The organism is Mycobacterium sp. M26 (assembly GCF_001494595.1).
Classification (GTDB): Bacteria; Actinomycetota; Actinomycetes; order Mycobacteriales; family Mycobacteriaceae; genus Mycobacterium.
Genome location: NZ_LN929908.1, coordinates 92,080 through 117,104, shown reverse-complemented (window position 1 = coordinate 117,104; position 25,025 = coordinate 92,080). Strand labels below are relative to the sequence as shown.

General features: G+C 68.1%; 29 protein-coding genes. 12 read left to right on the top strand and 17 right to left on the bottom strand.

Features of this window, described 5'->3' with window-relative positions; genetic code table 11:
- Positions 1 to 2: 2 nt before the first annotated feature.
- Complete coding sequence (locus BN3385_RS09925) at positions 3 to 1,352, bottom strand: MFS transporter (protein WP_059016626.1); 1,350 nt, start codon at positions 1,350 to 1,352, stop codon at positions 3 to 5.
- Between the two features lie 37 nt (positions 1,353 to 1,389).
- Positions 1,390 to 1,926 carry a TetR/AcrR family transcriptional regulator gene (locus BN3385_RS28565; protein ID WP_059016625.1) on the bottom strand — a complete coding sequence of 179 codons (537 nt, stop codon included), beginning with the start codon at positions 1,924 to 1,926 and terminating at the stop codon, positions 1,390 to 1,392.
- A 72-nt stretch (positions 1,927 to 1,998) separates the two neighbouring features.
- On the opposite strand from BN3385_RS28565, the gene BN3385_RS28560 reads away from it, so the two are divergent.
- Positions 1,999 to 2,388, top strand: coding sequence for a hypothetical protein (locus tag BN3385_RS28560; RefSeq protein ID WP_059016624.1), 390 nt, complete (start codon positions 1,999 to 2,001; stop codon positions 2,386 to 2,388).
- Positions 2,389 to 2,553: 165 nt separating this feature from the next.
- Positions 2,554 to 3,372 carry a MerR family transcriptional regulator gene (locus BN3385_RS09910; protein WP_231748712.1) on the top strand — a complete coding sequence of 273 codons (819 nt, stop codon included), beginning with the start codon at positions 2,554 to 2,556 and terminating at the stop codon, positions 3,370 to 3,372.
- On the opposite strand, the gene BN3385_RS09905 is transcribed toward BN3385_RS09910, so the two are convergent.
- Both BN3385_RS09905 and BN3385_RS09900 read right to left on the bottom strand, forming a co-directional pair.
- Entirely contained in the window at positions 3,369 to 4,223 is an 855-nt protein-coding gene (locus BN3385_RS09905) for an SDR family NAD(P)-dependent oxidoreductase (protein WP_059016623.1), read from the bottom strand. The two genes, BN3385_RS09910 and BN3385_RS09905, sit on opposite strands and share 4 nt — an antisense overlap.
- 3 nt (positions 4,224 to 4,226) lie before the next feature.
- The gene (locus tag BN3385_RS09900) at positions 4,227 to 4,589 is read right to left on the bottom strand and encodes a hypothetical protein (protein WP_059016622.1); all 363 of its coding nucleotides are present in this window, start codon (positions 4,587 to 4,589) and stop codon (positions 4,227 to 4,229) included.
- Between the two features lie 86 nt (positions 4,590 to 4,675).
- Between BN3385_RS09900 and BN3385_RS09895 the strand changes: the two genes are divergently transcribed.
- Positions 4,676 to 5,449, top strand: coding sequence for an alpha/beta fold hydrolase (locus BN3385_RS09895; protein ID WP_059016621.1), 774 nt, complete (start codon positions 4,676 to 4,678; stop codon positions 5,447 to 5,449).
- Here the strand turns inward: BN3385_RS09895 and hsaB are convergent.
- From hsaB to hsaA, 3 genes are read right to left on the bottom strand one after another with little or no spacing between them, the layout of a single operon-like run.
- A complete protein-coding gene (gene hsaB / locus BN3385_RS09890) occupies positions 5,446 to 6,012 on the bottom strand; it encodes a 3-hydroxy-9,10-secoandrosta-1,3,5(10)-triene-9,17-dione monooxygenase reductase subunit (RefSeq protein WP_059016620.1) in 567 nt (188 codons plus the stop codon). The two genes, BN3385_RS09895 and hsaB, sit on opposite strands and share 4 nt — an antisense overlap.
- A gap of 2 nt (positions 6,013 to 6,014) precedes the next feature.
- Positions 6,015 to 6,914 carry an iron-dependent extradiol dioxygenase HsaC gene (hsaC, locus tag BN3385_RS09885; protein WP_059016619.1) on the bottom strand — a complete coding sequence of 300 codons (900 nt, stop codon included), beginning with the start codon at positions 6,912 to 6,914 and terminating at the stop codon, positions 6,015 to 6,017.
- 59 nt (positions 6,915 to 6,973) lie between these two features.
- Positions 6,974 to 8,164: a 3-hydroxy-9,10-secoandrosta-1,3,5(10)-triene-9,17-dione monooxygenase oxygenase subunit gene (gene hsaA, locus BN3385_RS09880; protein ID WP_059016618.1), complete on the bottom strand. Its 1,191-nt coding sequence runs from the start codon at positions 8,162 to 8,164 to the stop codon at positions 6,974 to 6,976.
- Positions 8,165 to 8,309: 145 nt separating this feature from the next.
- Here hsaA and BN3385_RS09875 point away from each other — a divergent pair, with 145 nt between their 5' ends.
- On the top strand, positions 8,310 to 9,377 hold the full coding sequence (locus tag BN3385_RS09875; RefSeq protein WP_059016617.1) for a ferredoxin--NADP reductase: 1,068 nt from the start codon (positions 8,310 to 8,312) through the stop codon (positions 9,375 to 9,377).
- Positions 9,378 to 9,478: 101 nt separating this feature from the next.
- On the opposite strand, the gene BN3385_RS09870 is transcribed toward BN3385_RS09875, so the two are convergent.
- Positions 9,479 to 11,581 carry an acyl-CoA dehydrogenase family protein gene (locus BN3385_RS09870; protein ID WP_059016616.1) on the bottom strand — a complete coding sequence of 701 codons (2,103 nt, stop codon included), beginning with the start codon at positions 11,579 to 11,581 and terminating at the stop codon, positions 9,479 to 9,481.
- A gap of 260 nt (positions 11,582 to 11,841) precedes the next feature.
- Here BN3385_RS09870 and kstR point away from each other — a divergent pair, with 260 nt between their 5' ends.
- Both kstR and otsB read left to right on the top strand, forming a co-directional pair.
- Positions 11,842 to 12,441 carry a cholesterol catabolism transcriptional regulator KstR gene (gene kstR / locus BN3385_RS09865; RefSeq protein ID WP_197415287.1) on the top strand — a complete coding sequence of 200 codons (600 nt, stop codon included), beginning with the start codon at positions 11,842 to 11,844 and terminating at the stop codon, positions 12,439 to 12,441.
- A 3-nt stretch (positions 12,442 to 12,444) separates the two neighbouring features.
- On the top strand, positions 12,445 to 13,221 hold the full coding sequence (gene otsB / locus BN3385_RS09860) for a trehalose-phosphatase (RefSeq protein WP_059016614.1): 777 nt from the start codon (positions 12,445 to 12,447) through the stop codon (positions 13,219 to 13,221).
- Here the strand turns inward: otsB and BN3385_RS09855 are convergent.
- Positions 13,218 to 14,318, bottom strand: coding sequence for an Rv3575c family transcriptional regulator (locus BN3385_RS09855; protein WP_059016613.1), 1,101 nt, complete (start codon positions 14,316 to 14,318; stop codon positions 13,218 to 13,220). The genes otsB and BN3385_RS09855 overlap by 4 nt on opposite strands.
- Before the next feature lie 92 nt (positions 14,319 to 14,410).
- Here BN3385_RS09855 and BN3385_RS09850 point away from each other — a divergent pair, with 92 nt between their 5' ends.
- From BN3385_RS09850 to BN3385_RS09830, 5 genes are read left to right on the top strand one after another with little or no spacing between them, the layout of a single operon-like run.
- On the top strand, positions 14,411 to 15,331 hold the full coding sequence (locus tag BN3385_RS09850; RefSeq protein WP_502688098.1) for a metal ABC transporter solute-binding protein, Zn/Mn family: 921 nt from the start codon (positions 14,411 to 14,413) through the stop codon (positions 15,329 to 15,331).
- Positions 15,332 to 15,340: 9 nt separating this feature from the next.
- Complete coding sequence (locus tag BN3385_RS09845; RefSeq protein WP_059016611.1) at positions 15,341 to 16,153, top strand: metal ABC transporter ATP-binding protein; 813 nt, start codon at positions 15,341 to 15,343, stop codon at positions 16,151 to 16,153.
- Positions 16,146 to 17,012 carry a metal ABC transporter permease gene (locus BN3385_RS09840; protein WP_059016610.1) on the top strand — a complete coding sequence of 289 codons (867 nt, stop codon included), beginning with the start codon at positions 16,146 to 16,148 and terminating at the stop codon, positions 17,010 to 17,012. The genes BN3385_RS09845 and BN3385_RS09840 overlap by 8 nt, the downstream gene beginning before the upstream one ends.
- 39 nt (positions 17,013 to 17,051) lie before the next feature.
- Positions 17,052 to 17,810, top strand: a complete 759-nt coding sequence (locus tag BN3385_RS09835) for a LamB/YcsF family protein (RefSeq protein ID WP_059016609.1) — start codon at positions 17,052 to 17,054, stop codon at positions 17,808 to 17,810.
- Positions 17,810 to 18,730, top strand: coding sequence for an MBL fold metallo-hydrolase (locus BN3385_RS09830; protein ID WP_059016608.1), 921 nt, complete (start codon positions 17,810 to 17,812; stop codon positions 18,728 to 18,730). The genes BN3385_RS09835 and BN3385_RS09830 overlap by 1 nt, the downstream gene beginning before the upstream one ends.
- Before the next feature lies 1 nt (position 18,731).
- Here BN3385_RS09830 and rpsR read toward each other — a convergent pair whose 3' ends face one another.
- The 3 genes from rpsR to rpmB are packed head-to-tail and all read right to left on the bottom strand — an operon-like array spanning position 18,732 to position 19,377.
- Positions 18,732 to 18,977 carry a 30S ribosomal protein S18 gene (gene rpsR / locus BN3385_RS09825; protein ID WP_059016607.1) on the bottom strand — a complete coding sequence of 82 codons (246 nt, stop codon included), beginning with the start codon at positions 18,975 to 18,977 and terminating at the stop codon, positions 18,732 to 18,734.
- On the bottom strand, positions 18,977 to 19,141 hold the full coding sequence (gene rpmG / locus BN3385_RS09820) for a 50S ribosomal protein L33 (protein ID WP_059016606.1): 165 nt from the start codon (positions 19,139 to 19,141) through the stop codon (positions 18,977 to 18,979). The genes rpsR and rpmG overlap by 1 nt, the downstream gene beginning before the upstream one ends.
- The gene (rpmB, locus tag BN3385_RS09815) at positions 19,141 to 19,377 is read right to left on the bottom strand and encodes a 50S ribosomal protein L28 (protein ID WP_059016605.1); all 237 of its coding nucleotides are present in this window, start codon (positions 19,375 to 19,377) and stop codon (positions 19,141 to 19,143) included. Before rpmB ends, rpmG begins: the two co-directional genes overlap by 1 nt.
- A 171-nt stretch (positions 19,378 to 19,548) precedes the next feature.
- Between rpmB and BN3385_RS09810 the strand changes: the two genes are divergently transcribed.
- Positions 19,549 to 20,778: an SLC13 family permease gene (locus tag BN3385_RS09810; RefSeq protein WP_059021769.1), complete on the top strand. Its 1,230-nt coding sequence runs from the start codon at positions 19,549 to 19,551 to the stop codon at positions 20,776 to 20,778.
- Between the two features lie 10 nt (positions 20,779 to 20,788).
- Here the strand turns inward: BN3385_RS09810 and rlmB are convergent, their stop codons facing one another.
- Genes rlmB through carD form a run of 5 tightly spaced genes read right to left on the bottom strand, consistent with a single transcriptional unit; the run spans position 20,789 to position 24,818 of the window.
- The gene (gene rlmB, locus BN3385_RS09805) at positions 20,789 to 21,724 is read right to left on the bottom strand and encodes a 23S rRNA (guanosine(2251)-2'-O)-methyltransferase RlmB (RefSeq protein WP_059016604.1); all 936 of its coding nucleotides are present in this window, start codon (positions 21,722 to 21,724) and stop codon (positions 20,789 to 20,791) included.
- Positions 21,714 to 23,132 carry a cysteine--tRNA ligase gene (gene cysS / locus BN3385_RS09800; protein WP_059016603.1) on the bottom strand — a complete coding sequence of 473 codons (1,419 nt, stop codon included), beginning with the start codon at positions 23,130 to 23,132 and terminating at the stop codon, positions 21,714 to 21,716. Before cysS ends, rlmB begins: the two co-directional genes overlap by 11 nt.
- Before the next feature lie 35 nt (positions 23,133 to 23,167).
- Positions 23,168 to 23,653 carry a 2-C-methyl-D-erythritol 2,4-cyclodiphosphate synthase gene (gene ispF / locus BN3385_RS09795; RefSeq protein ID WP_059016602.1) on the bottom strand — a complete coding sequence of 162 codons (486 nt, stop codon included), beginning with the start codon at positions 23,651 to 23,653 and terminating at the stop codon, positions 23,168 to 23,170.
- Positions 23,650 to 24,324, bottom strand: a complete 675-nt coding sequence (gene ispD, locus BN3385_RS09790; protein ID WP_502688097.1) for a 2-C-methyl-D-erythritol 4-phosphate cytidylyltransferase — start codon at positions 24,322 to 24,324, stop codon at positions 23,650 to 23,652. The genes ispF and ispD overlap by 4 nt, the downstream gene beginning before the upstream one ends.
- Before the next feature lie 5 nt (positions 24,325 to 24,329).
- Positions 24,330 to 24,818 carry an RNA polymerase-binding transcription factor CarD gene (gene carD, locus BN3385_RS09785; RefSeq protein WP_011892341.1) on the bottom strand — a complete coding sequence of 163 codons (489 nt, stop codon included), beginning with the start codon at positions 24,816 to 24,818 and terminating at the stop codon, positions 24,330 to 24,332.
- Between the last annotated feature and the right edge of the window lie 207 nt (positions 24,819 to 25,025).

Here is a 25,025-nt window from a genome sequence, read left to right as displayed (position 1 = left end):
CCTCAGCCGGCGACGAGCCGGTGCTTCTCGGCGTCCTGCGCGTCGATGGCGGCCAGGTCCACACCCTTGGTCTCCCGGGTGAACGCCAGGGCGATGAGTGTGATCACGGCCGCACCCGCCAAATAGATCGCGATCGGTACCGCCGACTTGTAGATCTCCAGCAGGCGCACCGCGATGATCGGGGCCAGTGACCCGGCGAAGATCGCGGTGACCTGATAGCCAAGGGACACACCGGAATAGCGCATCCGGGTGGGGAACATCTCCGAGAGCAGCGCGGGCTGCGGCGCATACATCAGCGCATGGATCACCAGACCGAGAACGATCGCACCCATGATGAGCAGATAGCGCCCACTGTTCATCATCGGGAACGCGAAGAACCCCCACGCTCCGGCGCCCAGCGCGCCGACCAGGTAGACCGGTCGGCGGCCGAACCGGTCAGCGGCCCGCCCGGCCAGCGGAATGACGACGAAGTGCACGGCGTGGGCCACCAGCAGCCACCACAGGATGTCGCTGGTGTCGGCGTGGACCTGCACTTTGAGATAGGTGATCGAGAATGTGACGACGAGGTAGTACATGATGTTCTCGACCACCCGCAGGCCCATCGCGGTGAAAACCCCTCGCGGGTAACGCTTCAGCACCTCAATGACCCCGTAGGAGCTGGCTTTGAGCTGTTCGGCCTCGCGCTGGGCGGCGACGAAGATCGGGGCGTCGGTGACCTTGGTGCGGATGTAGTACCCGACCAGGACGACGACCGCCGACAACCAGAACGCCACCCGCCAGCCCCAGGACAGGAACGCCGACTCCGACAGTGTGGTGGTCAGTGTCAGCAGGACGACGGTGGCCAGCATGTTCCCGACCGGTACGCCGGCCTGTGGCCAGCTGGCCCAGAAGCCGCGGTCGCGCGCCGGGCTGTGTTCGGCCACGAGCAGGACTGCCCCACCCCACTCCCCACCCACCGCGAAGCCCTGGATGAAGCGCAGGATCACCAGCAGGGTCGGCGCCCAGTAGCCGATCTGGGCGAACGTCGGCAGGCAACCCATCAGGAAGGTGGCGACACCGACCAGCACCAAACTGAACTGCAGCAACCGCTTTCGGCCGTACTTGTCCCCGAAGTGCCCGAACACCACCCCACCCAGGGGGCGGGCGGCGAAGCCGACGGCGTAGGTGACGAAGGCGGCCAGGATCGCGTCGAGATCGCTGGTGCCCTTGGCGAAGAAGACCTTGTTGAAGACCAGCGTGGCGGCCGTGCCGTAGAGGAAGAACTCGTACCACTCGACGACGGTGCCCGCCATCGAGGCGGCGACGACACGGCGAAGGCCCTGGGTTGCGGTGCTGACGCTCACCCGTCTCATTGTGGGGCGTCGGCCCGACGTGCCGGCGCAGAATCGCCTACAGCAAGCCCAGCGCCTTGGCGGCGCGGTCGGCGGCCTGCGCGCCGCCCAGCTGCCGCATCAGCAGTACCCCGTCAATGAGCACCAGCGTGGCTTCGGCCTCGGCCCGCCGATGCTTGGGTGTGCCCCGGAAGAACGACGACAGCCACCCCACCCAGCCATCCAGAAGAGCAGCCGCGAGGTCCTCGAACGGCGGCACGCCGGCGGCCGCCAGACCGCATGCCTCGAAGTAGACGGCGAAGATCGCGTCGGTGTCCTCGTGAGCGAGCACGCCGTAGGCAGCCTTCGCCAGCTCGCGATGCCCGGGTGCCGGTTCGGTGAACGCAGTGGCCAGCACCGCCTGCAACCGATTGCCGATCTCGACGAGCACATCGCTGACAAGTGTTGTCTTACTGGGGAAGTAGTAGACGATCACCCTGTCGCTAGTGTGCATCGACTTGGCCAGCCTGCCGAAGGTCAGGGCACTCAGCCCATCACTCAGGGCAAGCTGGACCGCCGCCTCCAGGATCTGCTCCCGCGTGAATTTGTGCCCCATCGGGTCTTGATTGTAGTTATGACTACATTTATGGTTCGTAGTAACCACTACAAACTCACCGGAAGGTGCGCCATGACCACCACCGCCACCATCGCCGCCAAGCACCCCGCCGTGACGGCCATGTCCGTCGTCCGGATGTTCGCCGGAGGAATCAGTTGGGTGAGTCCCCCACTGTCCTACAAGGTGTTCGGCCTCGGCGCCCTCCCGTCGGGCGGCAGCGCAGGCCTGGTGGCCCGACTGTTCGGTGTTCGCGACCTGGTACTCGGGGCAGCCGTGAATCATCCGGACCCCACCGTCCGCAAGGCCGTGCTGCAGGCCGGGGTCATCTGCGATTCCTTCGATGTGGTGGCCTCGCTGTTCGCCCTGCGCGCCGGGGCACCCAAGGCCGTCCTGGTCACCGCAACAGCGGGCGCCGCCGCGTTTGCCGCGATCGGCGCGACCGCGCTGAGCCAATCGCGCTGAATCGCGGTCCCAAAGGGGACTGGACGCGCGGTCTGTGCGGCGTCGTCGACGGAGCGGGCAGCCGATCCGGCGGTTCTGACAACGGGCCTTCTTTACGCTGAGATGGACGGTGTGGCCGGGCGACGGTCCCACGGACTGTCGGGGCGGCTGACGGAGGGAGACGGCGTGCGTTTCCATATGTCCATCGGCCAGTTCGCCGCGGTGACGCACCTGAGTGTGCGCACGCTGCGGCGCTACCATGAGGCCGGACTGCTCGAGCCCGCGTCGGTCGACCACGCTTCCGGCTACCGGTACTACGCGCCGGAGCAGATTCCCACCGCTCAGGTCATCCACCAACTCCGTCGGCTCGATCTGCCGCTGTTCGAGGTCCGGTCGATCCTGGCGACCGACGATCCGCACGAACGTGCCGAGGTGATCGCTGGCCACCTGCAGCGGCTGGAGGCCGAGCTGTCCCGAACCCAGGCGGCCGTCGTGTCGCTGCGCCGGCTGCTGCACCCGGAGCCGGACGACGTTCACGTCGACTTGCGGTCGGTACCCGCCCGAACCGTCGCGGCGATCAGCGAGCAAGCCCGCCTTGATGATTCGGTGCGTTGGTACGACGCCGCGATGGCCGAACTCGATGAAGCCTTCCCTCCGGCGGAACGCACCGGACCGCCCGGCGGGCAGTACGCGAACGCGCTGTTCACGCACGGAGCGGGAGCGATGATGGTCTTCCGGCCGGTGCGTAAACCACAACCATCCGGCCGCATCGAGGTCGTCCAACTGCCAGCGATGGAGCTCGCTGTCGCGGTCCATTCCGGCCCGCACGATGACATCGACGTGACCTATGGTCGCCTCGGTAACTGGGTCGTCAGCCATGCCCTGGCCGTCGACGGACCGATCCACGAGACCTATCTGGTCGGGCCACGGGACTCCGACGACTCGACCACCTGGCGAACAGAAATCGGCTGGCCAGTGTTTCAACTCGCGCCTGCGCCTGGCTAGTCGCCGCTGACGGCGGTCGGGAAGTCGGCGCCGCGGGACAGCGCCTCGTGGGCGCGAACCTCGGCGAGCGAGCCTTCGAGCATGGCGATGACAGCGTCGACTCCGCCACTGCCGAGGACCAGCCGCCGAGGTGGCGGAGTCTGGTTCATCGCGGCGATCACCGCGCGCACCCCGCGCCGCGGGTCACCGGGCTGGTTACCGTTCTGCTGCACCATCGCCGAACGGACCTGTTCCAGCATCGGTCGGTAGTCGGCAATGCGCTCAGCGATCGGCTCGTCGGCGAAGCCGGAATAGGCCCGTGTGCGGAAGGCACCCGGCTCGACCGCCATCACCTGAATACCCAGCGGCGCAACCTCTTCAGCGAGCACCTCGGTGACGGCCTCGACCGCAGATTTTGCCGCACTGTAGAAACCGAAGCCAGTGACGCCGCGGCGCCCGGCCACCGACGACATGTTCACGATCCAACCGCTTCGGCGGGCACGCATACCCGGGAGCACGGCACGGATGACGGCGAGCAGCGCGAAGAAGTTCAGTTCGAACATCGCGCGGACATCAACGTCCGCCATGCCTTCGATCGACCCGTACCACCCGCGCCCGGCGTTGTTCACCAGAACATCGATGGCGCCAAAGTGTTGCTCGGCCGCGCGCACGGCGGTCTGCACCTGGGCCGCATCGGTGACGTCGAGGGCCAGGACGAGCACCCGGTCGCCGTAGGTCCGGGCCCAGTCATCGAGCTCTCCGGTCCGCCGTGCGGTCAGCACCACCCGGTCGCCGATCTCCAAGGCGGCCTCGGCGTACGCCATCCCGAATCCACCTGGCGTACCACCGGTGATGAACCAGTTCTTCGTCATCGTTCAGGGCTCGATGACCAGTTTGCCGATGAGGTCGCCATCCAGCGTGAACCGGTAGTGCAGGTCAGCTACTCCGCCGGGAAAGTCGCCCTGCAACCGCTGGAGCACATCGACGTGTGAGGCATCCGTCATGGTGGCTGACCTGAACTCGGTGGTGAAGGTGTACTCGCTGCCCGCACTGAACAGCCAGGTTTCGATCGCCTCCCGGCCATACACGGTGCGGCCTTCGTCGGTCACGGTGGCGTCGGCGGTGAAGGCGTTGATCGCGACGGCGACCTCACCAGACCGGTGGGCAGTGAGATATGTCCTGACCACGGCCGGAAGAGCCTTCCAGGCCGCGGTGCGGTCGATGTTGTCCGTTGTCATACCACCACCCTGGGGCTTCCCCCAGGGAGAGGGTCAAGGCGACTTGATGTCTTGCGGCACGCGGGCGCACGTGTTGCAGTCATGGCATGCCCTTCATCGAGCACAACGATCAGCGCGCCTACTACCGGCACTGGGCGGCCGCCGACCCCCGCGCCGCCGTCATCTTCCTGCACGGCTTCGGCGAGCACACCGGGCTCTACCACCGCTACGGGTTCGCGCTCAACGCCGCAGGCATCGACCTGTGGGCGGTCGACCAATTCGGGCACGGGCTCTCGCCCGGCCCGCGCGGAAACTTCGGCACGATCGAGGACAGCTCAGCACTCGCTGACTCGCTGATCGAACTCGCCGAGCAGGAACACCCGGGCATTCCGCTTGTTGCACAGGGACATTCGTTCGGTTCGATCGTCACCCTGTTCCGGCTGCTGCAACAACCGGACTGCTACCGGGCCGGCGTGATCTCAGGTGCCCCACTGGTCCCGGTTCCCGAACTACTGGACACCGACACCTCACTCGAACTCGATCCGGGGTGGTTGTCCAGCGATCCGTTCTATGTCGACTCACTGGAGAACGACCCACTGGCCTTCGTCGAAGCCGACAGCGTGCCACTGGCCCGCGAACTCGACCGGGCCTGGGACCGGTTCGGTGCCGAGCTACCGACTCTGACCGTGCCGACGCTGGCGATCCACGGCGAGAACGATCCGATCGCACCGATCGGCGCGGTCCGTGCCTACGCCGAGCAGATTCCGGCGCTGACGCTGGCCGAATTCGCCGGGGCTCACCACGACATCCTCAACGAGTCGGTGTACCGCGACGTGGCCGCCACCATCATCGAGTTCGTCGACGAGAAGACCGAGACCTAGAGCCAGGTGTCGTCGGTGGTGGCGGTCAGGAACGCCTCGAGGTCGTCCCGCCACTGCGCCGGGGTGTTCTTGTCCGGCTCGATCCCGGTGTACTCACCGCGATAGAACAGCAGCGGGCGCGGCTTGACCTTGGGCACCTCCGACAGCGAGTGCACCAGGCCGAACACCACAAAGTGGTCGCCACCGTCGTGCACGGAATGCACGGTGCAGTCGATGTGGGCCAGCGAGTTGTCCAGCACCGGCGAACCCAGCTTCGACTGGTGCCAGTCCACGCCGGCGAACTTGTCGGGCTCCCGGGAGCCGAAGCGCGCGCAGGTCTCCCGCTGCTTCTCGGTCAGCACATTGACGCAGAACTTGCCACTGGCCTCGATGGCCTGCCACGACCGCGACAGCTTGGTGGGGCAAAACAGCACCAGCGGCGGCTCCAGGGACAGCGCCGCAAACGACTGGCAGGCAAAGCCGTTGGGCACGCCGTCGTGCATCGTGGTGATGATGGTGATGCCCGTACAGAACTGGCCGAGCACGTGCCGGAACGTGCGCGGATCGATTTCAGTGGTGGACACCGCTACTTGAATCCCACGGAGAAGTCGTGGCCCCACAGGCTGACCGCGGTGCTCTCCCGGGCCACCCAGCCGTCCTCGGCGACTTGCAAACCCTCGCAACCGAATTCGACGTCGAACCCGCCCGGGGTCTTCATGTAGAAGGACAGCATCTTGTCGTTGATGTGCCGGCCGAGGGTCGCCGACATCGGCACCTTGCGGCGGTAGGCGCGGTCCAGGCACAGGCCGACGTCATCGGAATTCTCCACCTCGACCATCAGGTGCACGATGCCGGTCGGGTTGGGCATCGGCATGAAGGCCAGCGCGTGGTGGCGGGGGTTGCAGCCGTAGAAGCGCAGCCACACCGGGTCACCGTCGGCCGGGCGGCCGGCGATCTGCGGCGGCAGACTCATCGAATCCCGCAACCGGAAGCCCAGCACATCCTGGTAAAAGGCTTGTGCCGCAGCGTCATCGTCACAGGTGAGCACCACATGCCCGAGACCCTGCTCGGCGGTGACGAACTTGTGACCGTACGGGCTGACAAACCGGCGGCCGAGGTACTGCGCACCGTGGAACGCTTCGAGCACGTTGCCGGCCGGATCGTTAAACCGGATCAGCCCCTCGACGCGCCGCTCGGACTTCTCCTCGCGGGTGCCCTCGACGAAGTCCACCCCGGCCTTGGCCAGGGTCTCGCGCAGGCCCTGAAGCGCGGTGGCGTCGGCGACCTCCCAGCCGGAGACCAGCAGCCGGTCCCGCTCACCGGGAACGATCACCAGCCGGGCGGCGAAGTCGTCCATGCGCAGATACAGCGCACCGGGGACGGCCCCGTCGCCTTCGACCATGCCGAGCACCTTGAGCGCGAACTCCCGCCAGGCGGCCACGTCGGTGGCCTCGATCCGCATGTAGCCCAGTGCCTTGATGCTCATGAACGCACCTTCCGAGGAAATCGTGAGGACGATGGCTAGACCGGCGACTAGACCGGCCGCTAGACCATTGTGTCGCCGAGAGGCAGACCGAACTCCTGGTTTCCGAACATCACGTAGGCGCGCTCGGCGTCGTTGGCGGCGTGCACCCGGCCGGCGTGGGCGTCACGCCAGAACCGCTGCAGCGCAGTCTCGGTCTGCAGGGCGGTGGCACCGGCTGCTTCGAAGAGCCGGTCCACGGCCGCGATCGCGCGCTGGCTGGCCCGCACCTGGTCGCGGCGCGCCCTGGCGCGCAGCTCCAGCGGAACCTCCTTGCCCGCGAGCAGCAGGGCGTACTCGTCGGCGAGGTTGCCCGACAGCTGACGCCACGCGGCGTCGATATCGCTGCCCGCCTCGGCGATCCGGACCTTGGCGAACGGATCATCCTTGGCCTTCTCACCGGCGTAGGCGGCGCGCATGCGCTTGCCCTGGTGCTCGATGTGGGCGTCGTAGGCGCCGTAGGCCATTCCGACGATCGGTGTGGAGATGGTGGTGGGATGCATGGTGCCCCACGGCATCTTGTAGACCGGCGCGGTGTTGATCGTGAGCCCCGGCGCGGTGCCGTCGCTCATCTGCTTGAAGGACTGGAAGCGGTGCCGCGGCACGAAGACGTCCTTGATCTCCAGCGTCTTGCTGCCGGTGCCCTTCAGGCCGACCACGTACCAGTCGTCGATGATGGTGTAGTCGCTGATCGGGATGAGGAAGCTGCCGAAGTCGACCGGCCGGCCGTCCTTGATCACCGGGCCACCGACGAACGTCCAGCTGGCATGGTCACATCCGGACGACCAGCGCCACGCGCCGTTGACGATGTAGCCGTCGCCGGACTCGGTCACCACGCCCGCACCCATCGGGGCGTACGACGACGAGACCCGGACCGTCGGGTCCTCGCTCCAGACGTCCTCCTGGGCCTGCTGCTCGAACTGGGCCAGATGCCAGTTGTGCACGCCGAGGATGCCCATCGCCCACCCGGTGGATCCGCAGGCGCTGGCCAGCCGGCGCACGGCTTCGAAGAACAGCACCGGATCGGACTGCAGGCCGCCCCACTGCTCGGGCTGCACCAGCTTGAAGAAGCCGACCTCGTCGAGTTCGGCGACCGTGGCCTCAGGCACTCGGCGCAGATCTTCGGTCTGTTGGGCGCGCTCGCGCAGCTTCGGGAGCAACTCATCGATACCGGCTAGAACCGATTGCGCGTCACGCTGTTGAATGGACGTCACTGCATGCCTCCCAGATATGCGTTACTGGACCCAAGACTAGAACACGTTACGATTTGTGTCGAGCAGCGCGACGCAGGGGCTGGTGGCGGTATGCACGCCCATTTCTGTAACCTGTTCTAGTTCGCTGAAGGGAAGGCTAAGCAACGTGTCACAGGTGCCGCCGGACGAGCCGTTGGGCAGCCATGTCCTGGAACTGGAAGTCATCGAGGTCGTCGACGAGACCGCGGACGCCCGGTCCCTGGTGTTCGGCGTTCCCGCAGGTGCCGAGATCCCTGCCGACCGGCTGCGCTACTCCCCCGGCCAGTTCCTGACACTGCGCATCCCCAGCGACCGCACCGGCTCGGTGGCGCGCTGCTACTCGCTGTGCAGCTCACCGTTCACCGACGACGCCCTGGCCGTGACCGTCAAGCGCACCGTCGACGGGTACGCCTCGAACTGGCTGTGCGACCACGCCCATAAGGGCATGCGGATTCATGTGCTGGCCCCGTCGGGCACCTTCGTACCCAAGACTCTCGACACCGATTTCCTGCTCATCGGCGCGGGCAGTGGGATCACGCCCATGTTGTCGATCGCCAAGTCGGCGCTGTCGCAGGGTGGCGGTCAGGTCACGCTGCTCTACGCCAACCGGGACGAGAACAACGTCATCTTCGGCGGCGTGCTGCGCGAGCTGGCTGCCAAGTACCCCGACCGGCTCACGGTGCTGCACTGGCTGGAGTCGGTGCAAGGGCTGCCGAACGCCACGGCGCTGGCCAGGCTGATGGCGCCCTTCACCGATCGGCAGGCATTCATCTGCGGGCCGGGGCCGTTCATGCAGGCCGCCCAGAATGCGCTGGAATCGCTGAAGGTGCCCGACAAGCAGGTGCACATCGAGGTGTTCCGGTCCCTGGAGACCGACCCGTTCGCCGCGATCACGATCACCGACGACGGTGACGAACCGCCGGCCGAGGCGGTGGTCCAGCTCGATGGCACCACCCACACCGTGTCGTGGCCGCGTAGCGCCAAGCTGCTCGACGTGCTGATCGACAAAGGCCTCGACGTTCCGTTCTCCTGCCGCGAAGGACACTGCGGCGCCTGCGCGGTGGTGATGCGCAGCGGCGAGGTGGAGATGGACATCAACGACGTCCTGGAGCCCGACGACATCGCCGAGGGTCTGATCCTGGCCTGCCAGGCGGTGCCCAAGACCGATTCGGTGGACGTCACCTACGACGAGTAGGCCCGTTCCCGCCGCGAGTGTGAATCCTCATCCGCGCGCGGCGGCGTGTTGCGGATGACACCGCACAGTCGCGAAGGGATCCGGCCGGGACGAGACCGCGGTCAGCGGGGCAGCCCGAGCAGCCGTTCCCCGGCCATCGTGAGCAGGATCTGCTCGGTGCCACCGGCGATCGTCAGGCAGCGGGTGTTGAGGAAGTCGTGCACCGACTTGTCGACGACGGAGCCGCCGGAGGCTGAGAGCTCCATCCGGAACTCAGCCAGCGCCTGACGGTGCCGCACACCGATCAGCTTGCGGGCACTGGCTTCTGCACTCGTGTCTTTGCCGCTCACCGCTAGCTGCGCGATCCGCTGGTCCAGCAGGGAGCCGGCCTGCGCGGACAGGATCAGCTCGCCGACCTGGTCCAGCAGCGCAGTGTCGAGTTCGCGCTGTGACACCGAGCGCAGCATCTCCTCCACCGGGTTGCCCAGCGCCGTGCCGCCGGCCATCGCCACGCGCTCGTTGGCCAGCGTGGTGCGGGCCAGCCGCCAGCCGTCGTTGACCGTGCCGACCACCAACTCGTCGGGCACGAAGACGTCGTCGAAGAACACCTCGTTGAACAGCTCGTCGCCGGTGATCTCGCGCAGCGGGCGTACCACGATGCCCGGGGTCTTCATGTCCACGATGAAGTAGGTGATGCCCTTGTGCTTGGGGGCATCCGGGTCGGTCCTGGCCAGGCACACCCCGTAGTGCGCCTTCTGCGCAGCCGAGTTCCAGACCTTCTGCCCGGTCAGGCGCCAACCACCCTCGGCGCGAACAGCTTTCATCCGCAGCGCGGCCAGGTCAGACCCGGCGCCGGGCTCGCTGAACAGCTGGCACCAGATCAGCTCGCCACGCAGCGTGGGCGGGACGAAGCGTTCGATCTGCTCGGGCGTTCCGCCGTCGAGGATCGTCGGGACCGCCCACCAGCCGATGACCAGGTCGGGGCGCTGCACACCCGCAGCCGCCAGCTCCTGATCGATCAGCAGTTGTTCGGCGGGAGAAGCATTGCGGCCGTAGGGCTTCGGCCAATGCGGGGCCAGCAGGCCGTTGGCCGCCATCGCGGGCTGGCGCTGCTCGACCGGCAGGGCGGCCACATCGGCGACCGCAGCGGCGATCTCGGGCTGCAGGTGCGCTACCGATTCCAGGTCGACATGCAGTTCGCGGCGCAGACCGTCCAGCGTCAGGGTGGCGACCCGGCGCAGCCACGCCGGGCGGCCGCCGAGGAACTGACCGATCCCGTAGGCGCGCCGCAGGTACAGGTGCGCCTCGTGTTCCCAGGTGATACCGATCCCGCCCAGAACCTGGATGCAGTCTTTCGTATTCGCCTGCGCAGCACCGATTCCGACGGCGGCCCCGATCGCCGCGGCAATGGCGAACTGGTCGTCTGACCCATCGGCGGCAACGGCCGCGTCGGCCGCGGCCACCGCGGCCTGCTGCGCGCGCAGCAACATCTCAGCGCACATGTGCTTAATGGCCTGGAAGCTGCCGATCGGCTTGCCGAACTGCTCGCGCACCTTGGCGTACTCGGACGCGGTCTCCAGCGCCCACTGCGCCACCCCGGCGGCCTCGGCCGCCGACAGGGTGGCGGCCAGATCCTCGAACCGGCGCCGGGACACCCCCAGCGTGCTCGCCGCGGCCCCGGTCAGCGTCACCCGGGCCAGCGGACGGGAGAAGTCGGTGGCCTCGAGCAGCTCGATCGCCACCCCGTCGCCGGCGGCGTCGACCACGACGACGTCATCCCCGACCGGCAGCAGCAGCACCCCGGCAGAATCCGCACCGAGCACCGCCTCGACCGACCCCGAGACGCGGCCGTCCTCGGCACTCAGCTCGCCGCGCAGCGCCGCGCCGGCGGTCAGCGAACCCGACATCAGGCCCTCGAGCAGCTCCGCGTCGGTCACCACCAGGGTGGCCAGCGCCGTCGTCGCGACCGGACCGGGGATCAGCGCGCGGGCGGCTTCCTCGACCATCGCGCACAGGTCCTGGATCGAGCCGCCGGCACCGCCGGCCTCCTCGGACACCGCGACGCCGAACAGCCCGAGATCGGCCAGACCGGCGAAAACAGGGCGCCACGCATCGGGTCGGCCCTGCTCGACCTCCCGAACCGCGGCATGGGTGGCCGCCGACGCTGCCCAGCTCCGAACCAACTCGCGGGCGGCAAACTGTTCATCGGTGATGGTGGCGGACACCGTCGGCTCCTAGGTTTCGCACAGACAGGACCACAAGGCCCACTAGAACGTGTTCTAATAGTGCCAGCGATCAACCGTCAAGTCGACGTCCATCTCAGCAGGACACGGGCCCGACATGGGGTTGAAGCGACCCGTGACGCACCCTAGCAATGCGTATCGTTTTTTCACGAACGCACCCGGAAGGAGCTGACCACACCATGTCATCGCCCGCGCAAAAGTCGTCGGCCGGTTCCGGCTCGCAGCCGCGTGAGGTGATGCCGGTGTCGGTACTCGCCGAATCAGAGCTGGGCTCCGAGGCCCAGCGCGAGCGTCGCAAGCGCATCCTGGACGCCACCATGGCGATCGCCTCCAAGGGTGGTTACGAGGCTGTTCAGATGCGCGCGGTGGCCGATCGGGCCGACGTCGCCGTCGGAACCCTGTATCGCTACTTCCCGTCGAAGGTGCACTTGCTGGTCTCCGCGCTGGCCCGTGAGTTCGAGCGGATCGACGCCAAGACCGACCGGTCCGGGATGACCGGCGGCACCCCGTTCCAGCGCCTCAACTTCATGGTGGGCAAGCTCAACCGAGCCATGCAGCGCAACCCGCTGCTGACCGAGGCGATGACACGGGCCTACGTGTTCGCCGACGCCTCAGCAGCCGGTGAGGTTGATCACGTCGAGAAGATCATCGACAGCATGTTCGCCCGGGCGATGAGCGACGGCGAACCGACCGAAGACCAGTACCACATCGCGCGGGTCATCTCCGATGTGTGGCTGTCGAACCTGCTGGCCTGGCTGACCCGCCGGGCCTCGGCCACCGACGTCAGCAAACGGCTGGATCTGGCGGTGCGACTGCTGATCGGCGACGACGGATCCGCCTAGTTCGTGGCCGCGTTCTCCGCTCTGCCCGACGACCTGCACCGCGCGCTCGACGAGGTGGCGCGGGTGCCACGCCTTCTGGTGGCCTCCGATTTTGACGGCACGATCGCCCCGATCGTGTCCAATCCGGCTGACGCCCGCCCCATCCCGGCCGCGGCCGAAGCCCTCGGTGCGCTGGCCGCACTGCGCGCGACATCGGCTGCGCTGATCTCCGGGCGGGCGCGCCACGACCTCGGCCTGCTGTCCGGGGCGCCCGCCGACGTCCACCTGGTGGGCAGCCACGGCTCGGAGTTCGACGCCGACTTCCTTGACGCCGTGGATGATTCGGCTAAGGCCCTGCTGGTAGACCTGGAGCGGGCGATGGCCGATCTCACCGCCCGGTATCCGGGCACGACCATCGAGACCAAGCCTGTCAGCGTCGCCTTCCACGTGCGAAACGCCGCACCCGAACACGCCCAGGAGGCGCTCGACGCGGCTCTGGCGGCGGTGTCGGGCTGGGAGGTCCACGTCACCGAGGGCAAGGCGGTGCGGGAGTTCGCGGTGATCGACACCGACAAGGGCGAGGCGCTGGATCTGTTGCGCCGCCGCGACGATGCCGACGCGATCGTGTTCTTCGGCGACGACGTCACCGACGAGAAAGCCTTCAGCCGGTTGGGCGGAGGCGACGTCGGGGTCAAGGTCGGTTCGGGCGACACCCGCGCCGGCTACCGCGTGCAGACACCCGAGGATGTGGCGCTGGCCCTGCAGATGCTGCATGCGGTCCGGCGCGCCTGGCTGGGCTAGGCAGGCGCTCCCGCGGTGCGGCCGCGAATCACTTCGGTCGGCAGTACGTCGATGACGGGCAATCCGTCGCGCGGCGGGTTGTGCAGGAGCCGGCCGGCCCGCTTGCCCTTCTCGAGGCTGGGCTGCGACACCGTCGTCAATCCCCGGTTCAGCGCCTCAGGTATCCCGTCGAAACCGGTCACGGTCATCTGCCCGGGCACGTAAATACCATGGGCGCGTAGGTAATCCATCGCGGAGATCGCCAGCACGTCGGTGGTGCACATCAGTGCGGTCAGATGCGGATTGGTCTGCAGTGCCAGCTCGGCCGCCGCCGCACCGGAGGCCGGCAGGTGTTCGTAGCTCTCGACGATCGTCAGGCTGTCCGGGTCCAGGCCGGCGGCACTCATGGCATCCCGCACGCCGGCGATCCGCTCGCTCTGGACGTGAAAGTGGGACTGCTGCAGGCGATCCGCGGTGACCAGGCCGTTGGGCTGCCCGTCGACACCCGGCTGCGAGCCCAGCCGCATGGTGAGCAGCCCGATTTCATGATGGCCCAGACCGACCACGTAGTCGGCGATGGCCCGCATGGCCGCGCGGTCGTCGATACACACCCGCGAGGTACCGGGGACGTCCTTGGGCTGGTCCACGACAACCACCGGAAGGTGGCGCTGCAGCACGGTGTGCAGGTACGGGTCGTCGTCGGAGGCGGCGTAGATGACGAAACCGTCCACCCCGGCGGACAGCACCGCGTTGGTGCCGTCGGACACGCTGCGGCCGGGTCCTGCCGCCACCAGCAGCAGGCCCTGGCCCGCCTCTTCGCACGATTCAGCAAGACCTGCAACGAAATTGAGGGCAGCGGGATCGCTGAACGAGTAGGTCAGCGGCTCGGTGATGAGCAGTCCGACCGCACCGGCCCTGCGGGTGCGCAGCGAACGCGCCACCGGGTCCGGGCCGGGATAGCCCAGCCGCTTGGCCGTTTCCAGTACCCGCTCACGCAGATCGGCCGACAACTGGTCGGGACGGTTGTAGGCGTTGGAGATGGTGGTGCGCGAAACCTTGAGTTCGGCAGCCAATGAGGCCAGCGTCGCCCGGCGCCGCGGCGCGGGACTTCTGGACATGCTCTGTGAGATTAGCGGATCGGCTTGCGTTAGCCCCGCAGGAGTACTCTACACTCTATTGGAAACGGTTTTCATTTGCATGAGAAGGAGTGATTGTGCGCGCAGGAGCGGTTGTCGCGGTGTCGGCACTGGTGTTGTCGGTCGGGCTCAGCGCGTGCGGTGGTGACAAGAAGACCGAGGGGGCGGGGCCGGCATCCACCACCCCGACCGTCGTCGCTTCCACCGACGTCTGGGGCAGCATCGCCCAGGCCGTCGCGGGCGATCACGCCAAGGTGTCCTCGATCATCACCAGCGCCTCAGCCGACCCGCATTCCTTCGAGGCCAGCCCCTCCGACGCGGCCGCGATCACCGACGCCTCCCTGGTGGTCTTCAACGGCGGCGGCTACGACCACTGGGTCGACGACATCCTGGCCAGCCACCCCAACGTCGCCTCCATCGACGCCTACAAGCTGCTGAACACCGGCGCCCTCGGCGAGCCCAGCCCGGCCAACGAGCACGTCTTCTACGACCTCGGCACCGCCAAGGCGGTGGCCACCTCGATCGCCGACAAGCTCGGCCAGGAGGATCCCGCGCACGCCGCGGACTACAAGACCAACGCCGCCAACTTCAACCGCAGCGCCGACGCGATCGAGCAGACCGAGAAGGCCATCCGCAGCACCCATCCCGGCGCGGCGGTGGTGGCCACCGAACCGGTCGCGCACTATCTGCTGGTCGCCGCCGGCCTGACGGACAAGACACCCGAGGGCTTCGCCAGCGCCGTCGAGCAGGACACCGACCCGGCGCCGGTCGACGTCGCCGCCATGCTCGACCTGATCAAGAGCCGCCAGGTGTCCGCTGTGGTGTTCAATGCCCAGACCATCACCGAGGTGACAAAGCAGGTCCAGGCTGCCGCTCAGGCCGCCGGGGTGCCCATCGTGGAGGTCACCGAGACCCTGCCCAACGGCAGCGACTACCTGACCTGGCAGCGCGATACCGCGGACCGGTTGGCGGGCGCACTGCAGCAGAACCGATAATCACTGCTTGTGGCTGCCGAGGTCGTTTCGCTAACCGGTGCCCGGTTGGCCTTCGGCGACCGGGTGCTGTGGGACCACCTCGACCTGACGGTGTCAGCCGGTGAGTTCATCGCGATCCTGGGACCCAACGGAACCGGGAAGACGTCGCTGCTCAAGGTGCTGCTCGGCCAGCTCCCGCTGACCGCGGGCACCGCGACGATCCAGGGCCAGCCCGTCGAAGCGGGCAGCGAGAAGATCGGGTACGTGCCCCAGCACCGCGCCGTGGACCGCGGCCTGAGCCTGCGCGGGCGCGATCTGGTCCGGCTGGGCATCGACGGACACCGCTGGGGGGTGGCACCGCTGAACCGCACCGCGCGCCACCACCGCCGCGAGGCCGTCGACCGGGCGCTGGCCCAGGTCCACGCGCTGAAGCTGGCGAAGGTTGCCGTCGGGGTGATGTCGGGTGGTGAGCTGCAGCGGGTGCGCGTCGCCCAGGCGCTGGCCAGCGATCCGGTGCTGCTGCTATGTGACGAGCCGCTGCTGAACCTCGACCCCGCCAACGCCCGGCTGGTCGCCACGCTGATCGATCGGCGCAGGCAGTCCGGCACCGCGGTCATGTTCGTGACCCACGAGGTCAATCCGGTGCTGCCCTATGTCGACCGGATCATCTATCTGGTCGACGGCCGGTTCCGGATCGGCACGGTGGCCGAGGTGATGACGTCGGAGACGCTCTCCGAGCTGTACCAGGCCGACATCCAGGTGGTCCAGGTCGGCAACCGCTACGTGGTGGTCGGCGAGCATTTCGACCACTCCGGACACACCCAGGGCCATACCCATGAGTGACGAACTCTCCCACCTGCTGGGCCACCTGTTCTCGTTCCACATCACCGCGGATCTGCTCAGCCGCGACTTCGTCCAGCAGGCACTCATCGCGGCCGCGCTGCTGGCGTTGGTCGCGGGCCTGATCGGACCGTTCATCGTGATGCGCCAGATGTCGTTCGCGGTACACGGTTCCAGCGAGCTGTCGCTGACCGGCGCGGCGTTCGCTCTGCTGGCCGGTTTCAACGTCGGGATCGGCGCACTGCTGGGCTGCGGCCTGGCGGCAATCCTGTTCGGCGTCCTGGGTCAACGGGCCCGCGAACGCGACTCCGCGATCGGTGTGGTGCTGGCGTTCGGCCTGGGCTTGGCGGTGCTGTTCATCCATCTCTATCCGGGCCGGACCGGAACCAGCTTCGCGCTGCTGACCGGGCAGATCGTCGGCGTCGGGTACTCGGGCCTGGCGCTGCTGGTCGGGGTGACGGTGGTGGTGGTCGTGGTGCTGGCGGTCAGCTACCGGCCGCTGCTGTTCGCCACGGCCGACCCGGAAGTGGCTGCCGCGCGCGGAGTTCCGGTGCGGGCCCTGGGCATCGTGTTCGCCGCGCTGGTCGGTGTGGTCGCCGCCCAGGGCGTGCAGATCGTCGGTGCGCTGCTGGTGATGTCGCTGCTGATCACCCCCGCGGCAGCCGCGGCCCGGGTGTTCAGTTCGCCGGTGGCGGTGATTGCGGCGTCGGTGATCTTCGCCGAGGTGTCGGCGGTCGCGGGCATCACGCTGTCACTGGCGCCCGGCGTCCCGGTGTCGGTGTTCGTCACCACGATCTCGTTCGTGATCTACCTGGTGTGTTGGGCGATCAGCCGTCGCCAGCACGATCCCGCCGCGGCGTAATCGCTGTCACCACAGCGCACCGCCCCATAGGCTGAACTGGTGCCATCAGTCGATCTGAATGCAGACCTGGGCGAAGGCTTCGGGGTGTGGGAACTCGGTGACGACGACGCCATGCTCGGGATCGTCACCAGCGCCAACCTGGCGTGCGGCTTTCACGCCGGCAACCCGGTCCGGCTGGCCCGCACCTGTGAGTCGGCTGCGCAATCGGGGGTTCGGATCGGGGCCCAGGTCGGGTATTTCGACCTTGCCGGTTTCGGGCGCCGTTACATCGACGTGGAGCCGGCTGAGCTGACCGCCGACATCATCTATCAGATCGGCGCATTACAGGCGCTGGCCCAGGCCGCCGGGACCGGGGTGGGCTACGTCAAACCCCATGGCGCGCTGTACAACACCATCGTCACCGACCGCAGGCAGGCCCGCGCGGTGGCCCAAGCCGTGCACACCGTCGACCCGGGACTGCCGGTGCTGGGACTGGCCGGGTCGGTGTTCTTCGAGGAGGCAGGGAAACTGGGCCTGCGTACCGTCGCCGAGGCGTTCGCCGACCGGGCCTACCAACCCGACGGGCAGTTGGTCTCGCGGCGCGTCACGGGCGCTGTGCTGCACGACCCGGTGCAGATCGCCGAACGCGTCGCGACGATGGTGACGGCCGGCCAGGTCACCGCGATCGACGGCACGACGATCGGCGTCGAGGTGGAATCGGTGTGCGTGCATGGCGATTCACCCGGTGCGGTGGAGATCGCCACCGCGGTGCGCACGCGGCTGCTCACCGAGGGTGTCGACCTGACGGCGTTCAGCTGATGCGGCTCAAGCTGGGGCGCCCGGACCTCTCCAGGTATCAGGACCTCTTCGACGTGCCGGTGGCGGAGCCGGATTCGGCACTGTCGATCACCTGGCTCGGAGTGTCGACGCTACTGGTCGACGACGGCACCACAGCGATTCTGACCGACGGGTTCTTCTCCCGCCCCAGCCTGGTGGAGGTAGGACTGCGCCGGCTGGCACCCTCGGAGTCGCGGATCGACTACTGCCTGAACCGGGCCAGGATCAACCGGCTGGCAGCCGTGCTGCCGGTGCACACCCACTACGACCACGTCCTGGATTCGGCGGTGGTGGCCCAGCGCACGGGCGCCCGGGTGGTCGGCGGTGAGTCTGCCGCGAATGTGGCTCGCGGACAGGGCCTTTCCCCCGAAACAGTGGTGGTGGCCGACTCCGGCGCGGTGATCCACCTCGGTCCGTTCGACGTGACGCTGATCGAGTCGCACCACTGCCCGCCGGACCGCTTCCCGGGTGAGATCGTCGAACCCGTGGTGCCGCCGGTGCGGGTGTCGGCGTATCGCTGCGGGGAAGCCTGGTCAACATTGATTCACCACGGCCCCAGCGACCGGCGTCTGTTGATCCAGGGCAGCGCTGGGTTCGTGCCCGGCGCCCTGGACGGCCAGCGCGCCGACGTCGCCTACCTCGGCGTGGGCCAACTCGGGCCCCAGCCCGAGGATTACGTCACCCGGTACTGGGAGCAGACCGTCACGACCGTCGGTGCGCGCCGGGTGGTCCTGATCCACTGGGATGATTTCTTCCGGCCGCTGTCCGAGCCGATCCGCGCATTGCCTTTTGCCGCAGACGATCTCGACGCCACGATGCGGATCCTGTCGCGGCTGGCCGAGCGCGATGGGGTGCGGCTGCATCTGCCCACAGTGTGGCAGCGCGCCGACCCGTGGACCTGATTCAGCGCGATCCGGCGTATGGCAGCAGCGCCATCTCCCGGGCGTTCTTGATCGCCGTGGCGACCGTGCGTTGCTGCTGAACCGTCAGCCCTGTCACCGAGCGGGACCGGATCTTGCCCTTGTCGCTGATGAAGGTCCGCAGCAGCTGGACATCCTTGTAGTCCACCGTCGTGATGCCCAGGGCGCGAAGCTGATTGGCGCGCCGCTTGGCTGGTGCGGCGTTCGACCTCGGGCGTCTGGTGGCCATCAGCGTTCCTCCCTGAAGTCGACATGCCGCCGGATGATCGGGTCGTACTTCTTGAGCACCAGCCGGTCCGGGTCATTGCGGCGGTTCTTGCGGGTGATGTAGGTGTAGCCGGTGCCCGCAGTCGAGCGCAGTTTGATCTTCGGCCGGATCTCGTTGCGCGCCATCAGATTCGCTGACCTTCCCGGCGCAGCCTGCTGACAACCGCCTCGATGCCGTCGCGGTCGATGACCTTGATGCCCTTGGCGCTGACACGCAGCGTCACCCGGCGCCCCTCAGACGGCAGGTAGTAGGTCTTGCGCTGAATGTTCGGATCCCAGCGGCGGCGGGTGCGCCGATGCGAATGCGACACCGCGTTACCGAATCCGGGAGCGCGGCCGGTGACCTGGCAGTGGCGGGACATGGTCCATCCTTAATGAAAATGGTTTTCGACAAGACGAGACACTAGCCCAGTCGAGGTTAAATGACAATCGTTGTCATTAAGCCGCGTGCGCGAGCGGCGATCGGTCAGGGTGCGCCCGTAGGGTGATCGGGTGGCTTGGCACGTGCACGCACTGAGAGGTCCGGCGCCGTGCTGATCAGCGCTGTGGCGGCGCTCGTCGTCGTCCTGGTCTTCGCCATCGTGCGACCGGCCGGCTGGTCGGAGGCCGTGGTGGCGGTACCGGCCGCCGCCGTCGTCGTCACCATCGGCGCGGTGTCGCCGCACGACGCGCTCACCGAGATGGACCGAATGCTGCCCGTGGTGGTGTTCCTGGCCGCGGTCCTGGTGCTGGCCGGGCTGTGCGATGACGAGGGGTTGTTCGACGCCGCCGGTGCCTGGATGGCCCGCACCAGCTCCGGCAACCCGCGCCGGCTGCTCGGTCAGGTGTTCGTGGTCGCGGCGGCGACAACGGCGATCCTGAGCCTGGACGCGACCGTGGTGCTGCTGACCCCGGTAGTGCTGGCCACCGTACGGGCCTTGCGGGTGCCGGCCCGCCCGCACCTCTACGCCACGGCGCACCTGTCCAATACCGCCTCGCTGCTGTTGCCTGTCTCGAACCTGACCAACCTGTTGGCGTTCAGTGCGGCGGGCTTGTCCTTCACCCGGTTCAGCGTGCTGATGGCAGCCCCGTGGCTGGTGGCCGTCGCGGCCGAGTACGCGGTGTTCCGGCGGGTGTTTCGGGGCGACCTTGCCGAAGCTCCGGCGGCCGAGGCGCCCGAACCCGGCGAGCGGCCGGTCTTCGTGCTGGTAGTGCTGGGGCTGACCCTGGTGGGGTTCGCCGTCACCTCGTTCGCCGGGCTCTCACCGGCCTGGGCGGCACTGGCCGGCGCACTGGTGCTGGGGGTGCGCTCACTTGCCCAGCGCCGCAGCACGATCGGCGGCATCGTCCGGTCACTGAACATGCCGTTCTGCGTCTTCGTCCTGGCACTGGCCGTGGTGGTCAAGGCCGTCATGGTCAACGGCCTGGACACCGCTGCCGGTGACCTGCTGCCCTCCGGTGACGGCCTGACCGCGCTGCTCGGCATCGCCGCGCTGGCCGCCGTGCTGTCCAATGTGGTGAACAACCTGCCCGCGGTGCTGGTACTGCTCCCGCTCGTCAGCGGCCCGGCGGCGGTGCTGGCGGTACTCATCGGGGTGAACATCGGACCCAACCTGACCTACGTCGGCTCGCTGGCCAATCTGTTGTGGCGCCGGGTCTTGCATCAGCAGGGCGAGCCGACCAGCGTGCGCGAGTTCACCTGGCTCGGCCTGTTGACCGTGCCGCTGTGCCTGGTGCTCGCCGTGGTGGCGCTGTGGGCGGGCGTGCGGCTGATCGGGGTGTGAGCTCAGCCGGTTAGCCGCGGCGCTGGCGGGCGACTTCGGCGAGCACCACACCGGCGGCCACCGAGGCGTTCAACGACTCCATCGGGCCGGCCATCGGGATGGACACCACGGCGTCGCAGTTCTGCCGCACCAGCCGCGACAGCCCCTTGCCCTCGGATCCGACCACCACGACCACCGGCCCGGTGGCATCCAACTCGTCGAGCGTGGTGTCACCCTCGGCGTCCAGACCGATCACCTGCACTCCGGCGTCGGCCCACTCCTTGAGTGTGCGGTTGAGGTTGGTGGCCCGCGCCACCGGAACCCGTGCTGCCGCGCCGGCACTGGTGCGCCACGCCACCGCCGTCACCGACGCCGAGCGGCGCTGCGGAATGAGCACGCCGTGGCCGGCGAAAGCCGCGACCGAACGAACGATTGCGCCCAGGTTGCGCGGGTCGGAGATGTTGTCGAGGGCGACCAACAGCGCCGGTTGGACATCGCTGGTGGCCGAGGCCAGCAGGTCGTCTGGGTGGGCGTAGCGGTACGGGGGCACCTGCAGAGCGATGCCCTGGTGCAGGCCGTTGGAGCTCATCCGGTCCAGGTCGGTGCGCGGCACCTCGAGGATCGGGATGCCACGGTCGGCGGCCAGGGTCACCGACTCGGTCAGCCGCTCGTCGGCCTCGGCGCCCAGCGCGACATAGAGCGCGGTCGCGGGGGCATCGGCCCGCAGGCACTCGACGACCGGGTTACGGCCAAGGACGATCTCGGTCTCGTCGGTGGGTTTGGTGGCAGGCTTGCGAGCCTGCTTATTGGCCCGCTTGGCGGCGGGATGACCGGGGCGCATGTGCGCCGGGGGCGTGGCGCCGCGGCCTTCCAGACCGCGCCGGCGCTGACCACCGGATCCGACGGTCGGCCCCTTCTTGGTGCCGGCCTTGCGAATTGCGCCGCGGCGCTGGGAGTTACCCGCCATCTGCTTTGCTGCCTTCGTCGCGCAGCGCCCATTGCGGGCCGTCTGCAGTGTCGGTCACCTCGATACCGGCTTCCTTGAGCCGGTCGCGGATCTCGTCGGCCTGGCCCCAGTCCCGGCTCTGGCGGGCGTCGTCGCGGCGCTTGAGTTCGGCGCGGACGAGCACGTCGACGGCACCGAGTGCCGCCGAGGTCTCGTCGCGGTTCTCCCAGCGTTCGTCGAGCGGGTCGCACCCGAGAATGCCCATCATGGAGCGGATTTCACCGGCCTTGACCATTGCGGTCTCGTGGTCGCCGGATTCCAGGGCGCGGTTACCGTCGGCGCGGGCACTGTGCACCTCGGACAGCGCGACCGGTACCGCCAGGTCGTCGTCGAGTGCGGCGCCGAATCGTTCGGTCCAGGTGCCCGGAACGACGGTGCCGACCCTGGTGCGCACCCGGTGCAGGAATTCCTCGATGCCGGTGTAGGCCTTGACGGCGTCCTGCAGTGCGGTCTCGGAGAACTCCAGCATGGACCGGTAGTGCGCGCTGCCCAGGTAGTAGCGCAGCTCGGCCGGCCGAACCCGTTGCAGCACAGCAGGAATCGCGAGCACGTTGCCCAGCGACTTGCTCATCTTCTCGCCGCCCATGGTGACCCAACCGTTGTGCAGCCAGTACCGGGCGAAGCCGTCGCCGGCCGCGCGGGCCTGGGCGATCTCGTTCTCGTGATGCGGGAACACCAAATCCATACCACCGCAGTGGATATCGAACTCGGCGCCGAGGTATTCGTGGGCCATCGCGACGCATTCGGAGTGCCAGCCTGGCCGGCCGCGACCCCACGGGGTCGGCCAGGACGGTTCGCCGGGCTTGGCGCCCTTCCACAAGGTGAAGTCACGCTGGTCGCGCTTACCCTCGCCGGCGCCCTCACCCTGGTGGACGTCGTCGATGCGGTGGCCGGAGAGCTTGCCGTACTCCGAGAAGCTCAGGACGTCGAAGTAGACGTCGCCGGAGCCGGTGTAGGCGTGGCCGGTATCGATCAGGCGCTCGATGAGTTCGACGATCTGGGTGATGTGCCCGGTGGCGCGCGGCTCGGCCGACGGCGGCAGCACACCCAGCGCGTCGTAGGCGGCGGAGAACTCGCGCTCGTGGGTGGCCGCCCACTCCCACCACGGCCGGCCCGCGTCGGCGGCCTTGTTGAGGATCTTGTCATCGATGTCGGTGACGTTGCGGATGAAGGCGACGTCGAACCCCTTGGCCATCAGCCAGCGCCGCAGTACGTCGAAGGCGACGCCGCTGCGGACATGGCCGATATGGGGCAGGCCCTGGACCGTCGCACCGCACAGATAGATGGAGGCGTGGCCCGGGCGAATCGGCACGAAGTCGCGCACGGTACCCGTATAGGTGTCGTGCAGTCGCAAACTGGTGCCGGTCACGACGCGCCAGCTTACCGGCCTGACCGGCGTAGTTCTCACACCGTGTCGGAACGGGCCACGACCAGAGCGGTCGCCACGGCCGCCAGGCCCTCACCGCGGCCGGTCAGCCCCAGCCCGTCGGTCGTCGTCGCCGATACCGACACCGGTGCACCGAGCAGCTCGGTGAGCAGTCGCTGGGCCTCCTCGCGGCGCGGCCCGATCTTGGGCCGGTTCGCGATAACCTGGACCGCGGCGTTGCCCACCACGAAGCCGGCCCCGGCGATCAGGTCACGGACATGGGCGAGCATCTGCGCACCGGTGACACCACGCCACTGCGGCTGGTCGACCCCGAACACCGCGCCGAGATCGCCGAGCCCGGCCGCCGACAGCAGCGCATCGCACAGTGCGTGGACGGCGACATCGCCGTCGGAGTGGCCCGAACAACCGTCGGCCCCCTCGAACAGCAGGCCGAGCAGCCAGCAGGGCCGGCCCGTCTCGACCGGGTGTACGTCGGTGCCCAGACCGACCCGTGGGATCGTCATGCGCCGAGCACCGCCTGGGCCAGCCGCAGGTCCAGCGGGGTGGTGATCTTGAATGCCAGGGTGTCGCCGGCGACGGTGTGCACCGGGGTGCCGAGGAACTCCACGAGTGAGGCGTCGTCGGTCACCACCGCGTTGGCGGCACGGTCGTAGGCCCTGCGCAGCAGTTCGGTCTCGAATCCCTGCGGGGTCTGCACGGCCCGCAGCCCGGCCCGTTCCGGCGTCCCCAGCACCACGCCGTTGGCGTCGACCGCCTTGATGGTGTCGACCACCGGCAGGACCGGGATAACGGCCCGCAACCCGTCGCGCAGGGCGGCAACCACGCGCTGGATCTGAGCAACCGGGGTTAGCGGCCGGGCAGCATCATGGACCAGGACGAATTCGGGATCGCCGACCGCGGCCAGGGCCCGGCGCACCGTTTCCGGACGCTCCGGGCCGCCGGCGACGACGGTAGCCCGCTCGCCGAGGATGAGTTTGGTGGCCTCGACCCGCTCAGCGGGCGCGGCGACCACGACACGGTCAACGACACCGGACTCCAGCAGACCGTCGACAGCTCGTTCGAGCATGGTGCGACCGCCGAGATCGACGAATGCCTTCGGAATACCGGCGCCCAGCCGTTCACCGGAACCTGCGGCCGTGACGACCGCGACAGTGCCTGACACTGATCCCCTCAGGGCAGTCAGGAGGCGGCGGCCAGGACCTCGTCGAGGATGGTCGACGCCTTGGCGTCATCGGTGTTCTCAGCCAGCGCGAGCTCACCGACGAGGATCTGACGGGCCTTGGCCAGCATCCGCTTCTCGCCGGCGGACAGGCCGCGTTCCTGATCCCGGCGCCACAGGTCACGAACGACCTCGGCGACCTTGTTCACGTCACCGGAGGCCAGCTTCTCGAGATTGGCCTTGTAACGGCGCGACCAGTTGGTCGGCTCTTCGGTGTGCGGCGCACGCAGCACCTGGAAGACCTTGTCCAGGCCTTCCTGGCCAACAACGTCACGGACGCCGACGTACTCGGCGTTATCGGCTGGAACTCGAACGGTCAGGTCTCCCTGGGCGACCTTCAAGACGAGGTATTCCTTCTGTTCGCCTTTGATGGTCCGGGTTTCGATCGCTTCGATCAATGCAGCACCGTGGTGTGGATAGACAACGGTGTCTCCGACCTTGAAAATCATCAGATTCGAGCCCCTTTCACTCCTCAATGCTAGCACGGCGCGAAACAGCGTGCGGATCAACGGTGCAGGTCAGGGGCACCGTGGGTGAAGAGTGGGGGTTGACAGGGTGACGAAAGCGTGCAACGCGCGGTTCTGCTCACGCCGATTCCGGCAACCCCTCGACACGTTGCCGACGAGGTAGGGCAACCCTTGGCTACCGCGCGACGA

Excerpts from the sequence above, each read along its gene's own strand:
- carD (WP_011892341.1), bottom strand. The coding sequence starts at position 24,818 with ATGATTTTCAAGGTCGGAGACACCGTTGTCTATCCACACCACGGTGCT.
- BN3385_RS28560 (WP_059016624.1), top strand. The coding sequence starts at position 1,999 with ATGACCACCACCGCCACCATCGCCGCCAAGCACCCCGCCGTGACGGCC.
- BN3385_RS09840 (WP_059016610.1), top strand. The coding sequence starts at position 16,146 with ATGAGTGACGAACTCTCCCACCTGCTGGGCCACCTGTTCTCGTTCCAC.
- BN3385_RS09855 (WP_059016613.1), bottom strand. The coding sequence starts at position 14,318 with ATGTCCAGAAGTCCCGCGCCGCGGCGCCGGGCGACGCTGGCCTCATTG.
- BN3385_RS09900 (WP_059016622.1), bottom strand. The coding sequence starts at position 4,589 with ATGACAACGGACAACATCGACCGCACCGCGGCCTGGAAGGCTCTTCCG.
- rlmB (WP_059016604.1), bottom strand. The coding sequence starts at position 21,724 with ATGGCGGGTAACTCCCAGCGCCGCGGCGCAATTCGCAAGGCCGGCACC.
- BN3385_RS09830 (WP_059016608.1), top strand. The coding sequence starts at position 17,810 with ATGCGGCTCAAGCTGGGGCGCCCGGACCTCTCCAGGTATCAGGACCTC.
- BN3385_RS09905 (WP_059016623.1), bottom strand. The coding sequence starts at position 4,223 with ATGACGAAGAACTGGTTCATCACCGGTGGTACGCCAGGTGGATTCGGG.
- rpmB (WP_059016605.1), bottom strand. The coding sequence starts at position 19,377 with ATGTCCCGCCACTGCCAGGTCACCGGCCGCGCTCCCGGATTCGGTAAC.
- rpsR (WP_059016607.1), bottom strand. The coding sequence starts at position 18,977 with ATGGCCACCAGACGCCCGAGGTCGAACGCCGCACCAGCCAAGCGGCGC.
- ispF (WP_059016602.1), bottom strand. The coding sequence starts at position 23,653 with ATGACGATCCCACGGGTCGGTCTGGGCACCGACGTACACCCGGTCGAG.
- BN3385_RS09895 (WP_059016621.1), top strand. The coding sequence starts at position 4,676 with ATGCCCTTCATCGAGCACAACGATCAGCGCGCCTACTACCGGCACTGG.
- BN3385_RS28565 (WP_059016625.1), bottom strand. The coding sequence starts at position 1,926 with ATGGGGCACAAATTCACGCGGGAGCAGATCCTGGAGGCGGCGGTCCAG.
- BN3385_RS09925 (WP_059016626.1), bottom strand. The coding sequence starts at position 1,352 with ATGAGACGGGTGAGCGTCAGCACCGCAACCCAGGGCCTTCGCCGTGTC.
- hsaC (WP_059016619.1), bottom strand. The coding sequence starts at position 6,914 with ATGAGCATCAAGGCACTGGGCTACATGCGGATCGAGGCCACCGACGTG.
- rpmG (WP_059016606.1), bottom strand. The coding sequence starts at position 19,141 with ATGGCGCGCAACGAGATCCGGCCGAAGATCAAACTGCGCTCGACTGCG.